Source organism: Dechloromonas sp. ZS-1 (genome assembly GCF_039649255.1).
GTDB lineage: Bacteria > Pseudomonadota > Gammaproteobacteria > Burkholderiales > Rhodocyclaceae > Azonexus.
In genome coordinates this window covers 179,895-196,488 of the sequence record NZ_JBDIYD010000004.1, presented here as the reverse complement: position 1 = coordinate 196,488, position 16,594 = coordinate 179,895, and the positions used below count along the sequence as shown (strand labels likewise).

At 59.4% G+C, this 16,594-nt stretch carries 15 protein-coding genes and 1 tRNA gene; all 16 read left to right on the top strand.

From position 1 onward, the window contains the following. Window positions 1-244: 244 nt before the first annotated feature. Window positions 245-2,128 (top strand): thiamine pyrophosphate-dependent enzyme, encoded by a 1,884-nt coding sequence (locus tag AACO21_RS08325; protein WP_346192051.1) that lies wholly within the window; start codon window positions 245-247, stop codon window positions 2,126-2,128. Continuing rightward, window positions 2,128-2,757, top strand: a complete 630-nt coding sequence (locus tag AACO21_RS08320; protein WP_346192050.1) for an indolepyruvate oxidoreductase subunit beta — start codon at window positions 2,128-2,130, stop codon at window positions 2,755-2,757. Before AACO21_RS08325 ends, AACO21_RS08320 begins: the two co-directional genes overlap by 1 nt. Window positions 2,758-2,829: 72 nt before the next feature. Further along, on the top strand, window positions 2,830-3,690 hold the full coding sequence (folD, locus tag AACO21_RS08315) for a bifunctional methylenetetrahydrofolate dehydrogenase/methenyltetrahydrofolate cyclohydrolase FolD (protein ID WP_346192049.1): 861 nt from the start codon (window positions 2,830-2,832) through the stop codon (window positions 3,688-3,690). After that, window positions 3,687-4,184 (top strand): 5-(carboxyamino)imidazole ribonucleotide mutase, encoded by a 498-nt coding sequence (gene purE, locus AACO21_RS08310; RefSeq protein ID WP_346192048.1) that lies wholly within the window; start codon window positions 3,687-3,689, stop codon window positions 4,182-4,184. The genes folD and purE overlap by 4 nt, the downstream gene beginning before the upstream one ends. Window positions 4,185-4,256: 72 nt before the next feature. Further along, window positions 4,257-5,396 carry a 5-(carboxyamino)imidazole ribonucleotide synthase gene (locus AACO21_RS08305; protein ID WP_346192047.1) on the top strand — a complete coding sequence of 380 codons (1,140 nt, stop codon included), beginning with the start codon at window positions 4,257-4,259 and terminating at the stop codon, window positions 5,394-5,396. Beyond that, window positions 5,396-6,394, top strand: a complete 999-nt coding sequence (locus AACO21_RS08300; RefSeq protein WP_346192046.1) for an L-threonylcarbamoyladenylate synthase — start codon at window positions 5,396-5,398, stop codon at window positions 6,392-6,394. Before AACO21_RS08305 ends, AACO21_RS08300 begins: the two co-directional genes overlap by 1 nt. Before the next feature lie 70 nt (window positions 6,395-6,464). After that, window positions 6,465-6,540: transfer RNA gene (locus tag AACO21_RS08295), tRNA-Ala, on the top strand. 401 nt (window positions 6,541-6,941) lie between these two features. Further along, the gene (locus tag AACO21_RS08290) at window positions 6,942-8,150 is read left to right on the top strand and encodes a hypothetical protein (RefSeq protein WP_346192045.1); all 1,209 of its coding nucleotides are present in this window, start codon (window positions 6,942-6,944) and stop codon (window positions 8,148-8,150) included. 17 nt (window positions 8,151-8,167) lie between these two features. Next, window positions 8,168-9,325, top strand: a complete 1,158-nt coding sequence (gene rffA, locus AACO21_RS08285; RefSeq protein WP_346192044.1) for a dTDP-4-amino-4,6-dideoxygalactose transaminase — start codon at window positions 8,168-8,170, stop codon at window positions 9,323-9,325. Between the two features lie 53 nt (window positions 9,326-9,378). After that, on the top strand, window positions 9,379-10,641 hold the full coding sequence (locus tag AACO21_RS08280) for a hypothetical protein (RefSeq protein ID WP_346192043.1): 1,263 nt from the start codon (window positions 9,379-9,381) through the stop codon (window positions 10,639-10,641). Continuing rightward, complete coding sequence (locus AACO21_RS08275; protein ID WP_346192042.1) at window positions 10,628-12,205, top strand: hypothetical protein; 1,578 nt, start codon at window positions 10,628-10,630, stop codon at window positions 12,203-12,205. Before AACO21_RS08280 ends, AACO21_RS08275 begins: the two co-directional genes overlap by 14 nt. Window positions 12,206-12,216: 11 nt before the next feature. Continuing rightward, the gene (locus tag AACO21_RS08270) at window positions 12,217-13,059 is read left to right on the top strand and encodes a hypothetical protein (protein WP_346192041.1); all 843 of its coding nucleotides are present in this window, start codon (window positions 12,217-12,219) and stop codon (window positions 13,057-13,059) included. Then, a complete protein-coding gene (locus tag AACO21_RS08265) occupies window positions 13,001-13,933 on the top strand; it encodes a glycosyltransferase (protein ID WP_346192040.1) in 933 nt (310 codons plus the stop codon). Before AACO21_RS08270 ends, AACO21_RS08265 begins: the two co-directional genes overlap by 59 nt. An 8-nt stretch (window positions 13,934-13,941) precedes the next feature. Further along, a complete protein-coding gene (wecB, locus tag AACO21_RS08260; protein WP_346192039.1) occupies window positions 13,942-15,093 on the top strand; it encodes a UDP-N-acetylglucosamine 2-epimerase (non-hydrolyzing) in 1,152 nt (383 codons plus the stop codon). Between the two features lie 8 nt (window positions 15,094-15,101). Then, window positions 15,102-15,515: a GNAT family N-acetyltransferase gene (locus AACO21_RS08255; RefSeq protein ID WP_346192038.1), complete on the top strand. Its 414-nt coding sequence runs from the start codon at window positions 15,102-15,104 to the stop codon at window positions 15,513-15,515. A gap of 48 nt (window positions 15,516-15,563) precedes the next feature. Then, window positions 15,564-16,586: an NAD-dependent epimerase/dehydratase family protein gene (locus AACO21_RS08250; protein WP_346192037.1), complete on the top strand. Its 1,023-nt coding sequence runs from the start codon at window positions 15,564-15,566 to the stop codon at window positions 16,584-16,586. Window positions 16,587-16,594 lie beyond the last annotated feature (8 nt).

The window sequence follows — 16,594 nt, the reverse complement described above, 5'->3', positions numbered from 1 at the left end:
TTTTTCATTGGGTCCTGCCGCTGAGCAGGACAACTCTAACGCGTTGCAGGGTGGATCGCACCCCGTGTTTACACCTACAGCATGTTTCGCATTGTAAAAACAGAATTCGCATCGTGCAATAATATTTGAATGGGGTGAGGTGTTTTTTTGTGATACAAATTTGTTTGTTGTTGTGTGTTGATTTGTATCAATACGCGTTGCGTGGGCCTTCCTAGAATGGATGCTTTCCAGAGGGGGGAGTGGGATGGCTGCAGTGATGCCTGCGCCGGCGGCGAGCCGGCTGTTGTTGTCCGGTAACGAGGCTGTGGCGCGCGCGGTCTGGGAGGCCGGCGTCAAGGTGGCGGCAGCCTATCCGGGCACCCCGGCCACCGAGATGCTGGAAGTGATCGCGACCTACCCGGATCTGTATGCCGAGTGGTCGGTCAACGAGAAGGTCTCGCTGGAGGTGGCCATCGGCGCCGCATACGCGGGGTCGCGCGCCTTTTGCTGCATGAAGCATGTGGGCATGAACGTCGCCTCCGATGCGCTGATGACCCTGACGCTGACCGGTGTGGTTGGCGGCTTGGTCATCGCCATTGCCGACGATGTCGGGCTTTCTTCTTCCCAGAACGAACAGGATTCGCGCTACTGGGGGCGTTTTGCGCATGTGCCGGTGTTCGAGCCGGCGGATTCGCAGGAGGCCTACGCGATGACCCTGGCTGCTTTCGAGCTGTCCGAGCAGTTCGAGGTGCCGGTCATTCTGCGCATGACCACGCGCATCAATCACGTGAAGGCCTTGGTCACGGTGGGCGAGCGTCAGCCTCGCACCGGCAAGGGCTTCCAGAAATCGCCCGGCCGCTTTGTCATGGTGCCGGGCAATGCCGGCAAGCGCATTCCCCTGATGTTCGAGCGCGATGGTCGACTGCGTGAACAGGCCGAAATATCCCCCTATAACGTGCTGGAGACGGGAACGGATCGCCGCGTGGGCTTCATTACTTCCGGGCCGGCTTACATGCATGTCCGCGAAGCCTTTCCGGATGCGCCGGTGTTGAAACTGGGGTTTTCTTGTCCGGTGCCGGTGGAGCGTTGCCGCGCGCTGGCGGCCCTGGTCGATCAGGTGGTGGTGGTCGAGGAAGTCGAGCCGCTGGTCGAAACCGAATTGAAGGCGGCGGGCTTGCCCGTGATCGGCAAGGCCATCCTGCCCGTGCAGGGTGAGTTGTCGCCGGCCGTGCTGCGTCCGGCCATCGCGCGGCTGTTGGGCGAGCCGGTGCCGCCTGCGCCGCCAGTCGCGGCGCAGATTTTCCCGCGGCCGCCGACGATGTGCGTGGCCTGCCCGCACCTCGGGGTTTATTACACCCTCTCCCAGGTGCGCAATCTCAATATTTCCGGTGATATCGGCTGTTACACGCTGGGTGCCGGCCATCCGTGGAATGCGCTCGATACTTGCGTCTCGATGGGCGCCTCCATGGGCATCGCGCTCGGTATGGACAAGGGGCGCGGCGAGGCCGATCAGGACAAGCGCGTGGTGGCCGTGATCGGCGATTCGACCTTCCTGCACATGGGCATGCAGGGCCTGCTCGACATGGTGTACAACAAGGGCAACGTCACGGTGCTCCTGCTCGACAACCGCGCCGTCGGCATGACCGGCGGCCAGGATAATCCGGGCAATGGTTTCAATATTCATGGCGACGAAACGCCGCGCGTCGATTTCGCCAAGCTCTGCGAAGCGCTTGGCGTGAAAAAAGAGCGCATCCATACGGTCAACCCCTACGAACTGCCGGTTTTGTTCAAGACCGTGCGCGAGGAAGTCAAAGTGCCCGAGGTTTCTGTGATCATCACCGACCAGCCCTGCGTGCTGACCAAGGCCTACCACAAGCTCAAGCCTTACGCGGTGGAGGACGACAAGTGCACCGGTTGCGGCAACTGCCTGGAAGTCGGCTGTCCGGCCATCCATGTGACGCGCCGCGATCAGGCCGTCAAACCGAATGGGCGAACGGTGGATCTTGCTTTCGTGCGCATCGAGTCCTCGGTGTGCACCGGCTGTGGCTTGTGTCTGCAGCCCTGTGCGCCGGATGCGATCCAGCATTGGGTGCCGAGCGCGCCGGTCAACTTCATGCGGCCGGGCTGTACCGGCGGAGGGTGTGCGTGATGGCGCTGACGCAAATGAAGGCGGGAACAAGCAATATTCTGGTGGTCGGCATCGGCGGCCAGGGCGTCATGACGGCGACGGAGATTCTGGCCGAGGCCGCCATCGCGCTCGGGCAGGACGCCAAGAAGACCGAAGTGGCGGGGATGGCGCAGCGCGGCGGTGTGGTCTCGTCGCATCTGCGCTTTGGGCCGCGTGTGCTCTCGCCGCAGATTGCGCCGGGCGACGCGGATGTGCTGCTCGCCTTCGAGGCGGCGGAAGGGCTGCGCTGGCGCCATATGCTGCGTGCCGGCGCGCTGGCGCTGGTGAACGATTCGCGCTTCGTCCCGCCCGTGGTTGAGTTGGGCTTGTTCGATTACCCCGCCGACCCGGTTGGCGAGATGCGCGCAGCCAGTACGCCGGTGGTGGCGTTTGACGCAACCCGCATCGCGCTCGATCTGGGCGATATTCGCCTGGGTAATACCGTGATGCTGGGCGCCATTGCCGATCATCTGCCCTTTGCTGCCGAGGATTTGCTCGCCTGCGTGCTACGTCGTTTTGCGCGCAAGGGCGAGGCCGTCGTTGCGTTGAACAGACAGGCATTCGCTGCGGGCAGGGCCGCAGTGGGGGAGGCTGCGGCAGTCCTCGCCTGATTCTGTTAAAATGCGCGGCAAATCAAAGGGAAAGGCCGTTGCCTTTCCCGTTTTCTTTTCGTGGATGCGACGATGACGGCACAAATTATCGACGGCAAGGCCCTGGCGGAAGAACTTCGTCAGAGTTTCAAGGCACGCGTTGAGACGCTGGCTGCCCAAGGGCACAAGCCCGGTCTGGTGGTGATTCTGGTGGGTGAAGACCCGGCCTCCCAGGTGTATGTGAAGAACAAGGTCAATGGCTGCCTGGCCATCGGCATGCATTCCGAAAAGATCGTCTACGACACCGCTGTCGATCAGCAGGTCGTGCTCGACAAGATCGCCGAGCTGAACGCCGATCCAGCCATCCACGGCATTCTGGTGCAGTTGCCGCTGCCCAAGCATTTCGACGAAGAAAAGGTCCTGGAAGCGATTTCCGCCGAGAAGGACGTCGATGGCTTCCATGCCGAGAACGTCGGTGCCCTATCGCAAGGCGCGCCGCGCTTCATCCCCTGCACCCCGTATGGCGTGATGAAGATGTTCGAGAAGGGCAATGTCGACCTGACCGGCAAGGAAGCCGTCGTGATCGGCCGCTCCAACATCGTCGGCAAGCCCATGGCGATGCTGCTGATCAACGCCGGCGCCACCGTCACCGTCTGTCACTCCAAGACCAAGGATTTGAACTTTCACACCCAGCGCGCCGACATCGTCGTTGCCGCCGTCGGCAAGCCGAAGTTCGTCAAGGGCAACATGATCAAGCCGGGCGCCGTCGTCATCGACGTCGGTATCAACCGTCTGCCGGACGGCAAACTCTGTGGCGACGTGGATTACGAGGACTGCCTCGCCGTTGCCGGCCAGATCACCCCGGTCCCGGGCGGTGTCGGCCCGATGACCATCACCATGCTCCTGGCCAACACCATCGAGGCCGCTGAACGCAAGGCAGGGATTCGCTCATGACTGACAAGAAGATTTCCGTCGGCATCGTCATGGGGTCCGACTCCGACTGGCCGACCATGCAGGCCGCCGCCGTCATCCTGAAGGATTTCGGCGTCGCCTTCGAAGCCCGCGTCGTTTCCGCGCACCGCACGCCGGATCTGCTCTACGAATACGCCGAGCAAGCCGCCCCGCGCGGCCTCAAGGCGATCATCGCCGGGGCCGGTGGCGCAGCGCACCTGCCGGGCATGCTGGCGGCCAAGACCACGGTGCCGGTGCTCGGTGTGCCGGTCCAGTCGCGCGCCTTGTCCGGCGTCGATTCGCTGCACTCCATCGTGCAGATGCCGAAGGGCATTCCGGTGGCCACCTTCGCCATCGGCGAAGCCGGTGCCGCCAATGCCGCCCTTTTCGCCGTGGCCATGCTGGCCAACGAAGATGAGGCCCTGAACGCCAAACTGCAGGCTTTCCGTCAGGCCCAGACCGACAAGGTGCTGGCCATGAAACTGCCGGAAGTGTGATTCCCGACGGTCGACCGTCAAAATAGCGCCAATTTGCTTCGTGCCGATGAGGTTGATGTCTTGAGCACCACGATGATTCTTCCGCCCGCAACGCTGGGCATGCTCGGTGGCGGCCAGCTTGGCCGCTTCTTCGTTTCCGCCGCCCACGAAATGGGCTATCAGGTCTGGGTCCTCGATCCGGACAAGAACAGCCCGGCCGGCCAGATTGCCGAGCGCCATTTCTGCGTCGCCTACGACGATTACGCGGCGCTGGATGAGTTCGCCCAAGGCTGCGCGGCGATCACGACCGAGTTCGAGAATGTGCCCGCAGATACGCTGGACTACCTCGCCAAGTTCGTCCCGGTGCGTCCGCACGCCGGGGCGGTGGCGATCTGCCAGCATCGGGTCAGCGAAAAATCCTTCCTGCGCGACAACGGTTTCCCGCATGGGCCCTTCCTGACGGTCGACACGGAAAATGACCTGAAATCCGCGCCGGCAAGCCTCTTCCCGGCCATCCTCAAGGTGGCCCGCTTTGGCTATGACGGCAAGGGGCAGGCCACGGTCAACAACATTCAGGAAGCCCTGCTGGCCTTCGCTCAGTTCAAGGGCGAGCAATGCGTGCTCGAGCAGCGCCTGCCGCTCGACTACGAAGTCTCGGTTGTCCTGGCGCGCGGCGCAGATGGCAAGATCGCCTGCTTCCCGACCGGTGAGAACCAGCACACCAAGGGCATCCTCGATGTCTCCATCGTGCCGGCCCGGACGACGGGTTGCATGACGAGCGACGCCGAGGACATCGCGGCCCGGATCGCCGAGAAGCTCGGCTACATCGGCACCATGGGCGTCGAGTTCTTCGTCAGCCGTGGCCAACTGCTGGTCAACGAAATGGCACCGCGCCCGCACAACAGCGGTCACTACACCCTTGATGCCTGCGTCACCGACCAGTTCGAGCAGCAGGTGCGCGTCCTGTGCGGCCTGCCGCTCGGTGAGTCGCGCGCCCACTCGGCCTCGGTCATGGTCAATCTGCTGGGTGACCTCTGGTACGACGGCGATACCTACCGCGAACCGGATTGGGCCAAGCTCTACGCCATCCCAAATCTGAAGCTGCACCTCTACGGCAAGCACCACGCCCGTCCGGGCCGCAAGATGGGGCACTTTACGGTGATTGGCGACAATCCCGAGCAAGTCCAGCAGGCTGCGCTGGCCGCACGCGCCGCGATCGGCATTCAGGACTGATGACGCCCGCTGACGAAGATTACCGTCGCGCGGTCGACCTGCTGCTCGCGGGCGAACTCGTGGGGCTGCCGACCGAGACGGTCTATGGCTTGGGGGCGGATGCCGCCAACCCGACGGCGGTGGCCAAAATCTTCGCGGCCAAGGGGCGCCCGGCCGACCACCCGCTGATCGTGCACATCGCCGGGCACGATGCCGTCGACCAATGGGCGGAGGCGGTGCCGGAGGTTGCCTGGGAATTGATGGAAACCTTCTGGCCCGGTCCGCTCACCCTGATCCTGAAAAAGCAGGCCTGGGTGCCGTCGACCGTGACCGGGGGGCAAGATACCGTCGGTTTGCGCGTGCCGGGGCATCCGGTGGCGCTTGAGCTCTTGCGCCGCTTTGCGCTGGCCTCGCCGGGCAAGCCGGCCGGGATTGCTGCCCCGTCTGCCAACCGTTTCGGCCGCATCAGCCCGACCACTGCCGCCCACGTTGCCGAAGAGCTGGGCGAGCGCGTACCGCTCATTCTCGATGGCGGCCCCTGTGCCGTCGGGATCGAATCCACCATCATCGATTGCTCGCGCGGCGCGCCGGTCGTCCTGCGTCCCGGCCATATTTCCCCGTTGCATCTTGAAGCGGTGCTCGGACGCTTGCCGGATATCGAAACCAGTGCCGGCGCCCCGCGCGTCTCCGGCTCGCTGGAAGCGCATTACGCCCCGGTCACCCCGCTGCGCATGGTCGCCGCCGACCGCCTGCTCGATTTTCTCAACGCCCAGCGCCATCGCGGCGGCAAGTGCGCCGTGATCAGCGCCAACCAACCGCCGCAAGCCGGCATGCCCCACGCCTGGCGCCTGATGCCCGCCGATCCGGTCGGCTATGCCCACGACCTCTACGCCGCCCTGCGCGACATGGACCATACGGGCGTCGACCTGATCGTCGTCGAAGCCATCCCGTCGGGTCCCGAGTGGACCGCCGTAGTCGACCGCCTCCGGCGTGCCGTGGCGGGGGCGGGGCAGGGGTGATGCCGCGCGCTATCCGGAGGTGGACACCTTGCCTGCATGCCGCTTGGGTGCGCTATAATCAATCACTCGTGGGCCGATAGCTCAGCTGGGAGAGCGCCGCGTTCGCAATGCGGAGGTCGGGAGTTCGATCCTCCTTCGGTCCACCACCCGATACTACCAAAGAGGCCTGTTTTTACGGGTGACCTTCCCCTTGATATCTCACCGGACTACCCGGTCGGGGAGGGAGCGTCCATGCCATTAACAAAGCCGAGGTGTTGCCGATATTTCTCAAATATATAACAATATGGGAAAATGGCGACGTCGTTAGGCTTTTCACGGCAAGTTCCTGCTCTAACAAGCCTTGATCCTTTCTCTGTTAGATTTCTCTTGCAACGCTTGCTGATCGTGAAGTGACAGAGCGGTAGTGTGCAGGTAATTAATGGGCGGCCCTCTGCTTGTTGGCGTCATTCGAGGGGCGTGCAACCACCACTTTCTGGTTTGCCAAATCGTCTTGCTTTTTTTGCGCTCAGTAATCTTAAAACAGACTTGTTTGCCGGAGTATTCGCTCATGGCTTTGTTACTCCTTGCATTTTCAGTTGTGCAAGGAGTCGGATTCGTCGAATCCATGAGTGCTTCGGGTCATCATGCTAATGAGGCCTATACCGTTAGCTACGCCTTGGAGATTTGGTTGCCAAGGGTGTTTTACCCTTTGATCGCACTATGCGTGGTTGCTCAGTCGCTGGCGCAGTCAGGTCGAAACTTCATTCAGAGAAGTAATTTATTCACGATTCCCGTCGTGGCTGTACTGATTGAGGCGGCAATTCAAGTAAGTACTGAAAAAGTTTCGCCCGGGATATTTGCAGCGATATTTTTTGTTGTTTGGATAAATCAGTGGATGCCTGCCTTGTCGGGAGAGCATGAGGACTGGTTTGACCGATATGTATTCCCTGCGCTGCTTATCTATTTAATTACCCCAATCTTTTTCCTGTTTGCGCTGCATTTGGCGAATATGCTTGATGTCCTCCCGGAGAAATTTCAGTTCATCATTGACAGAGCGAGTAACGATGGTCTGTTTAGGGGGGAATCATTTAGAGGTTTTGGCAGGGATCGAATTGCTTACTCGTATCTCTGCGGTATGGCACTGCTTTACTTGTTAGCCGCGCGCGGGCTCGGTGTCAAGGTTCTGGCTTGCATGATGTTTCTGGTGTTTGCGTTGGTAATGTCGGGGGCAAGGGCGGTGCTGCTGGCGCTGGTCGTCGCAGTATGCTTTATGTTGAGATTAAAACGAATCGGCCTCTTCTCTCTTGCCGAAGGGGGGGCGGTGATTTTTGCTGCAGCCTTCATTTCCGGTCGCCCCGGTTTTTTTGGTGATCCGGGCGGGCGAATCAGTATTTTGAGTGCATACATGGCTCACCTATCCGCCAATCCCCTCCTACTGCTGACCGGTGAGGGGTATTTTGGGGCCGGTTTTTTATTGGGGGATGGTACTTTGGTGCGTCCGCATAGTTGGCCGCTCAACAGCATCATTAATTTCGGTGTCTTGATAACGGCGGCGTGGATGGTTTTTTTGTGCCGATTTTTCAAAAAACTCAACACCGCAGGGCGTGCGGTTTGGATCTATTTCGTGACGCTGGGCTTTTTTCATAATGGATTTGACGCATACTTATTTTCATTGGAGCAGCTTCTTGCTTTTTCGCTCGCAATGACTCTTTCCGTCAAGAAATCGCAACCTTTTTCTCTCGGCAACAAGGGCGGCGGAAGCAGTCACGCTCCTTAACTTACGTAAATATTCGTATGAATCCCATTCCTTTTAATCGTCCTTACATGACGGGTTTTGAGATCGAGTACATCCGTGATGCCAAGCAGCGGAATATGCTTGCCGGCGATGGTTGGTTTACCAAGCAGTGTCACCAGTGGCTGGAGTCGAACGTGGGTGTCCACAAAGCGCTGTTGACCCACTCCTGTACCGCCGCACTTGAAATGGCTGCGCTGCTGATCGATATTCAGCCCGGTGACGAAGTCATCATGCCTTCGTACACTTTTGTCTCTACAGCGAACGCATTTGTGTTGCGCGGGGCTGTGCCTGTTTTCGTGGATATCCGTGCCGATACGCTCAACATCGATGAGACCAAGATCGAGGCGGCCATAACGGATCGAACCCGGGCAATTGTCCCTGTCCATTACGCAGGCGTAGCCTGTGAGATGGATTCGATCATGGATATTGCGCGTCGTCACTCGCTGTGTGTGATTGAGGATGCGGCGCAGGGCGTCATGGCAAGCTACAAGGGGATGCCGCTAGGGGGGATCGGTGATCTGGGGGCATTCAGTTTTCATGAGACCAAGAATGTGATCAGCGGCGAAGGCGGGGCGCTTCTGGTCAATCGTGCCGAGTACGCTATCCAGGCAGAAATCATTCGGGAGAAGGGGACGGATCGCAGTCGCTTCTTCAGGGGAGAGGTGGATAAATATACTTGGCAAAGCGTTGGCTCCTCGTTTTTGCCGGGAGAGCTGATTGCCGCCTTTCTTTTGGCGCAGTTGGAGCAGGCGACCGAAATCACCGAGCAGCGCTGCCGGATCTGGGATCGATATCACCTCTTAACCGAGCCGCTGGCGCAGGCGGGATTTTTACGTCGCCCTCATGTCCCGGCCGAATGCAAGCACAACGCCCATATGTTCTATGTGCTCCTTAACAGCGGGGTGGATCGCAAACGCGTTTTGAGCGAGATGAAGCGTAACGGCATCCATGCGCTGTTTCACTATGTGCCGCTCCACGCCTCGCCTGCCGGTGAGCGCTTTAGCCGTATTCATGGCGATTTGATCAATACCAATCAGCTTTCGGAGCAGATCGTCAGATTGCCGATCTGGATCGGGATGAGCGAGTCGGATCAGGTACGTGTGATTGATGCCTTGAGATCTGCCTGCGAACTGGCCGATTGCGAGTCGCGCTCGTGAAGCAAAACACACTCGAAGTACAAAATGACTGTGCACATCAAAGTGAGCCTCACGTGACTCCGTTGCTGTTTCTGAGCTTCTTCACCGGCATCCGCGGCAATTGCCCGGCGGAGTGGGCGGATGACAAGATTCGTGTTCTGGAGGCGGCCGGGCGGGAAACCGTCGTGCTCACCGGGATGGGGAGCCATGTCGCCAATCGGCCGGGGGTTCGCTATGTCAGGGTGCCTTCGCTGTCCTGGAATGACTATAAAGAAGAGATCAAGGAGTTGAGGGCTGGCGGGGAGACGGTTCCCCTTGGCATGCATGTGTTCCTGCCATTTGCTTTGCTCTTCGGCAATATCATCGACTTTGTACTTCGCAAAATCACAAAAGGTATCAGTGCGGGACGATGGTCATGGCTGATTACCGCCTTGCCCGTGGCGCTTTACCTCAAGTTGCGTTATCGCGTGCGTGACGTCTTCTGCACCGGTGGGCCGACTTCCGCTCAGGTCATCGGGGGCGCCGTCGTCTGTCTGACAGGGGGGCGCCTGTTCTGTGAGTTCCAGGACCCGCTGCTGGGTGCCACAATGGTCCGGTCTAGCATGACACGGCGCATCTCTGCACGGATCGAGGCTTGGCTGGCCAAACATTCGACCCGAGCCGTCTATGTGACGGCAGAAGCGGCGCGACTGGCGCGCGAGCGCAACCCCGAACATGCCGGAAAGATTGTTGGTGTGTATCCGGGGGCGTGGCAATTCGTGCCGCCTGTATCATCCGGCGAGCGTGGCAAGCGCGATGTATTCGAGTTTTTGCACCTGGGCACGCTATACGGCTCACGCAACCTCGATTTGTTCTTCGATGCGCTCGATGCCTTGCATCAAGAAGGTTTCGAGCCAGCCCGGGCTGTCCGTGTCGTCAACCTCGGTGCAGTCTATTGCGAGACGAAGTCCCGTTACCTGGCTCGCGCCGATTTTCAGTCGCTCGATGCACTCGACCGTGTTGACGCTCTTCTGCGTGCTAGGCAGGCATCTTGTCTGCTGCTGGTGCAGCATGTGGATGAACGCAGTCGAGAAACGATTCCGTACAAGACCTACGACTATCTGAATCTCAAATTGCCGGTGTTCGGTCTGATCAACAACGATGAATTGCAGGTGTTGATCAAGTCCTGCGGCGGGGACGCCGTCCAGGCCGATGATCTGGCAGCCATCAAGCACTCGCTTCGTGCTTGCTTGTCCAATCTGCTTGCCGAACGGACGGCGCATGGGGAGAACCCCCCGGGTCTGGATATTTCGAGGCAGTTTCTGCAAGTGTTGGAGTGCACCGATGGCCGACACTGAACTGACACTCGTACTGTCAGGGCATTTGTGCAGGCCTCAATCGGCCGATCTGCGGCCATTCTGGCGTGGCTTTGTCGAATTGCAGAAGAAGCTGCCGGCAGGTAAGCCGGTTCGTCAAATCGTTGCTCATAGCTGGAATCCGGATCTGGCACATCTGGCGCGCACGGTCTACGGGCCGCAGCTTGAGCGTCATGAACAGCAGGCCTGTTTCTATCCGGAGTTCATGCGGCAAATAGAGCCTCCCGACCGTTTCGAGCGAGGCTTGGACCGTCTGACGTCGACCTGGAAGAATGTCTCCATCCAATCCGTGCTCGGTAATGCACGATCGCGCGCACGTGCCGTGGCGCTCATGGATGAACTTCCCTCTTCGGGAGGGCAGGTCCTGATCACCCGCTGGGATCTGGGGCAGACGGGCGGTGAGCAGGTCAACCAGCTGGTTGCGGATGCCTCGCTGCCGGAGGATTACCTCTATTTGTCCTATTTTTCCGAGGTGGACGAGGGGTATGCCGACATGTGGGTACTGGCGCCATGGCACGATGCACGCCGCTTTGGCCGTTTTGACGCTTTTGTGCTCGATTCCCTTGCCGGGCGAAACTGCTATATAGCGCTGTTTTCCGGAGATGGCTGGCCGCGGGCATGCATCAAGACACGCTTCGCAGTCTGGCGTTCGCATCCTGTCGGACAGCGCATTCATGCCTTGATCTCTAAATTCGTGCTGGGTGTACAGAATTGTGCACGGGGTAATACCCTTCCGCAGCGGGTTGTGCGTCGACTGACGCTGCCGATACAGCGTTTTCTCTCGCAGCCACCGCTGACTGCCGAGAATTCTTGTGTCCCGGGATTCGTGGCGAAAGCGCCGGTTTTTCCCACATTCCAGGCGCTCAATATCCACGCCCTGCTCAAGTACTTCATTTTGTCAGAGGGGTTACGGGATCGTGTCCGCTTTTTGACCCACGAGGACTTCGAGCTTTCTGCCCAGTCCGGCCAGTTGATCAATCCGCAGCCGCTCGTGCTGCTGCTTCATGAGGCGGACGATGCCGCGATGGCTCGCCTTTTGAGTGAATCGCCGCTGCCCCTTGGCACCATCTATCAGATGGCGGGCGGGAGTGTACGCCAGCATGTTTCTGACGGACAGGGCGGTTGGGTTGTAACGACACTGCAGACAGTGGGACGCGGGACGCGTGATCTCATGGCCTGTGCGCTGGATGCGGCGTTGTGCCGCGAAGAGGACGCGGCGCCGGTTCTGATCATGCCGAGCGTCGATCGATACCTCGGGTGTACCGACTGGTTCTATATGAACGCCCTGGCGAAATTCCTGCTCTGGAGCCGTACCGGGTATGTGGGGTTTGCAAGTGCTCGGGCTGGCAAGCCTTCTTTAGACTTTCCGGATCTTCAGCTCGTGCGAGGCGGCGGTGCGTTCTCCCTGCACATGGCCCTCGGGACTGCTGCATGCATGCGAGCCTTCGTCGATGTGGCCGATCCTGACCTGAGGGCCGTGAGTGAGTGTGCCGACCGGATGCTGCTTGAATTTCCCGTGGTCGTGAAGAACGGGGGCCTGTTTTGAATCCACTGACGATGCCTGAACTTGAGATGGCCGGCGACGCGCATGTGATGCCCACCGGAGACGGAGACCTGGATCGTTTCGAACGCCTGGTACGCGAGCACTCGCCATTTACCTTCGTGAGATTCAGTGACGGCGAAATCGAGGTTCTGCGCAATCGCAAACTCGTCATCGCCGGCGGCGTGACGGAGTTTCGCGGCAAGCGCTTCTCGAACCAGTTTCCCGAGTTCGACCAGAAGCGCTTCGATCCGAGGCGGGGTCAGGATGTTCGGGGCGATCTGCTGGCTTCCGCGATTTTCCGCGAGCAGGGCTACTTCAAAGGTATTCCCACGCGGCATAACAACGCGATCGGCGATCGGGAATTCATGTTGCGGCTCAATGGTGGCTTTACGCCCCAAATGACCTTCTCCGATTTGTTCCTGAATTCAAATTTCCTACGTGCCCGTGCGGATTTTTTCCCCTTTTTAGTGGCCTCTTTCGAGAATCTGCTTGTGGTGGGGAATTGGCGCTGCGAATTGAAGGGGTGTCTGGAAAAGGGGCGGCTTGTCCAGATTCCGGATGATTTCTTTTCGGCCTACCAACAAACGCTCGATGCTGTTCTGGCTGTGTTGCTACATGCGCCTCAATCGGCGCTGATCCTGTCGTCCGCTTCGTCGCTCTCCAATGTTCTGGGACATCGTCTACGGATCAGCCGCCCGGATCTGACCTTCTTGGACATCGGCACGGTCCTGAACGACCTGATGGGTCTTCCTTTGGGGACGCGTGCATACCACAAGCTCATTGATCCCCGTACGCTGCGTGAACGGTTTGCAGCCTGGCGCTATCGTCAGCATCGGGAATATCAACTTCAATGGTGAAAGTATGATTACAGTTGTCTTGAACGCCTTCAAGCGCCAGCAATACCTCAAGCAGCAGATCGACTGTGTGTTGTCGCAGACGGTACCCGCAGAGCGGGTGCTGATTTGGAATAACGGCGAAGAGCTGGATTTGCACGGCTATGGCGACAAAGTGATGGTGGCCAATAATTCGCACAACTTGGGCGTATGGTCCCGCTTTGCCTACGCCATCAATGCCGAAACAGAGTACGTCTGCATGCTGGACGATGACACCTTCCCGGCTCCGCGCTTCTTTGAGAGCTGTCTGCAGCAGATGGCGCGGGAGCCGGCTCTGCTCGGTGCACGTGGTCTGCGTTTTCTGAGTCCCGCGCGCTACCATCCCTTCGTGTCGTTTGGCTGGGATGCGCCGAATGAAAAGGCCGAGGTTGTCGATATCGTCGGCCATGCCTGGTTCTTCAAGCGCGAATGGTTGGGTGCCTTCTGGCGCGAACTGCCGCCGCTGGGTACTTCCCGTCTGGTGGGCGAGGATATGCATTTCTCGTTTATGCTGCAAAAGCACCTGGGCATTTGCACCATGGTGCCGCCGCACCCCGAGTCGGATCCGGCCATCTGGGGCAGCGACCCGGAGCTTGCAATGAAACTCGGGACATCGAAAGAGGCCGTTTCCCAGGGGGATGAGGCGCTGCAAAAATTTGATACTGCGCTGCGTCATTGTACCTCGAACGGTTTTCTCCTTTGCAAGGATGGTGCCGGTGCGGCGTCGGCGGGATTGGTCATCGGTCCTGGCGTGACCCGTATCCGGTTCATCAAGCGATTGGCCGCCAAGTACCCCCGGTTGGGCAACTGGGGTCGAGCGCTCCAGCGCAAGCTGGCCGAGAAGAACATCCACATCTGAGGCGGGGAATGAGCTTGAAGAAAGTCTGTGTCGTAATCGGAACGCGGCCTGAGGCCATCAAGATGGCCCCCGTGGTGCTTGCGCTGCGTGCGCAGCCGGATGATTTTGATGTCACGATCTGTAGTACCGGCCAGCACACCACCATGCTCGATGGCGCGATGGCCGCATTCGATCTGAAACCCGACGTTGAACTGAGGGTGATGACGCCTGGCCAGTCGCTGGCAGAACTCACGAGCCGGCTACTGCCTGCACTCGATGCCCACTTCGAGGCAACGCGGCCCGATCTGGTTCTGGTGCACGGCGACACCACGTCTGCCATGGCTGGCGCGCTGGCCGCCTTCTACCGTCAGATCGAAGTCGGGCACGTGGAAGCAGGACTGCGTACCGGTAATCTGCTCTCCCCTTTTCCCGAGGAATACAACAGGCGCTCTGTCGCGATCGCGACCCGGCACCATTTTGCGCCGACGCCGGCGGCGAAGGCCAATCTCGAACGAGAGGGGATCGCACCGGAAGAGATCATCGTGACCGGCAATACGGTGATCGATGCGCTGCTACTGACGATCCGCACCCTGGAGGGCCGCCCTGAGGAGGTTGCGCAACTGCGAGCCCGCCTGCTTTCGCAGATCGGCTTCGACATCGAGGCGCAGCCCTTCGTGCTGATCACGGCGCATCGTCGAGAGAACTTCGGTGGTGGGCTCGACAACATCTGCTTCAGTATTCATGAGCTGGCCAAGGCCAACCCGGCACTGAGGTTCATCTATCCGGTCCACCTGAACCCCAAGGTCAAGGACGTGGTCGAGCACAAGCTGGCCGATGTGCCGAATGTGGTTCTGATTCCACCGCAAGACTACAAGGATTTTGCGTGGTTGCTGCGTCATTGCTTGCTCGTGCTGACCGATAGCGGCGGTATTCAGGAAGAGGCACCGGCTCTGGGCAAACCGGTGCTTGTGATGCGAGATACCAGCGAGCGTCCCGAGGCCATCGAGGCCGGCACTGCCAAGTTGGTGACGACAGACCCGCTCAAGGTGATTCGTGAGACACAGACCCTGATCAGCGATGCAGGGGCTTTCGAAGCGATGGCCCGTGCAGTCAACCCCTTCGGCGACGGCCATGCGGCTGAGCGTATCGCGACCTACTTGAAGGGTGAGGGTTGCCAGTGACAGTACCGGTGCACATCCGCACGTTCATGCCGGAAGATATGAGTGCGGTTATCGACATCTTGCAGGATCTCAGTGCCTACAGGCCTGCTGTGGAAAGCGTGCCGGCCTTGGCCGAGGCATTTGTGGCACAGGCAGACTGCCATGCCTGTGTTGCCACGCAGGGTGGCAGAGTGATCGCCTTTGGCTCGATATTTATCTTGAATCGGGTGCGTGGCGGCCGCTCCGGCATCATCGAGGATGTGGTGGTTGCGCCTGATGTTCGTGGGCAGGGTGTTGGCCGGCAACTGATCGATGCACTGGTGGCGGCAGCACGGACACGTGGTTGCTTCAAAGTTTCGCTAGAGGCAGCAGCTTCAGCGCAGGCATTTTATGAGGCAGGCGGATTTCACGTCGGTGGGCAAACAATGAGAGTCCTGCTGTAACGCACACTCTTCGTACTGCGTCGTAATGTAACTTGGGTGAATAACAGAATGAATACATCGACATCTCGCGTCCTTGTGACGGGGCATATGGGCTTCATTGGTGCTTGGGCCGCTTTTTTGTTCAAGCGTGAAGGGTGGCGCGTCTACGGGCTGGATGACCGGAGTTCCTATGGCGAGCGCTTATACGATGTCGCGGGCCTGAATACGCTGATGGATGGTGAGCGCGAGTGTGATGTATCCGATCTCGCGGCATGGCAGGATTGGGTGGCGCAGATACAGCCCGATCTGATCGTGCACTTGGCAGGTCAGGCCATCGTGCCGCGTGCCTTCAAGCAGCCGTACCTGACCTACCGTTCGAATGCACTCGGCACGCTTGCTGTGCTCGAGGCCGCCAGGCTGACTGAGAGCGTACGCGCTGCAGTGTGCATTACAAGCGACAAGGTGTACGAGAACAACAGCGATGGACACCCATTCTCAGAAACCGATCCGCTGGGCGGTGGTGACGTCTACAGTGTCTCGAAGTCCAGTTCCGAATTGATCGCCAAGGCGTATAACAACGCACATCGCGCGGGGCGTTCGCTCAATATCCAGACCGTTCGTCTTGGCAACGTGGTGGGCGGGGGAGACTGGTCGATCAACCGCCTGATTCCTGACCTGATTCACGCTGCGCGAGGTGCTAAAAGCTTCCGGGTACGCTACATGGATGCGACGCGCCCATTTCAGCATGTGAGCGATGTGGTCAAGGGGATTTCGAGGATCGCAGGTGCTGCACTCGATGGTGCTATCCCCAGTGGCGAGGCCTGGAATCTTGGGCCCAAAGACAGCAGTTTTGCGCGCGTACGCGATGTGATTGACCTGTTCAAGGAATACTATCCGGATCTTGAGGTCATCGACGAAGAGGAAAAGGTCAAAGAAGACCTGAATCTGAGCGTGAACGTGGCGAAATACAGCCGCCGCTTCTCTCCGCCCCGCGACAACAGCGTCGAGGGGCTCTATCGAACAATGAAGTGGTATCAGGCTTACTACGCCGGCACTTCGCCGGTCGAACTCATGGAATCGGATCTGTACTGAATGGAAAC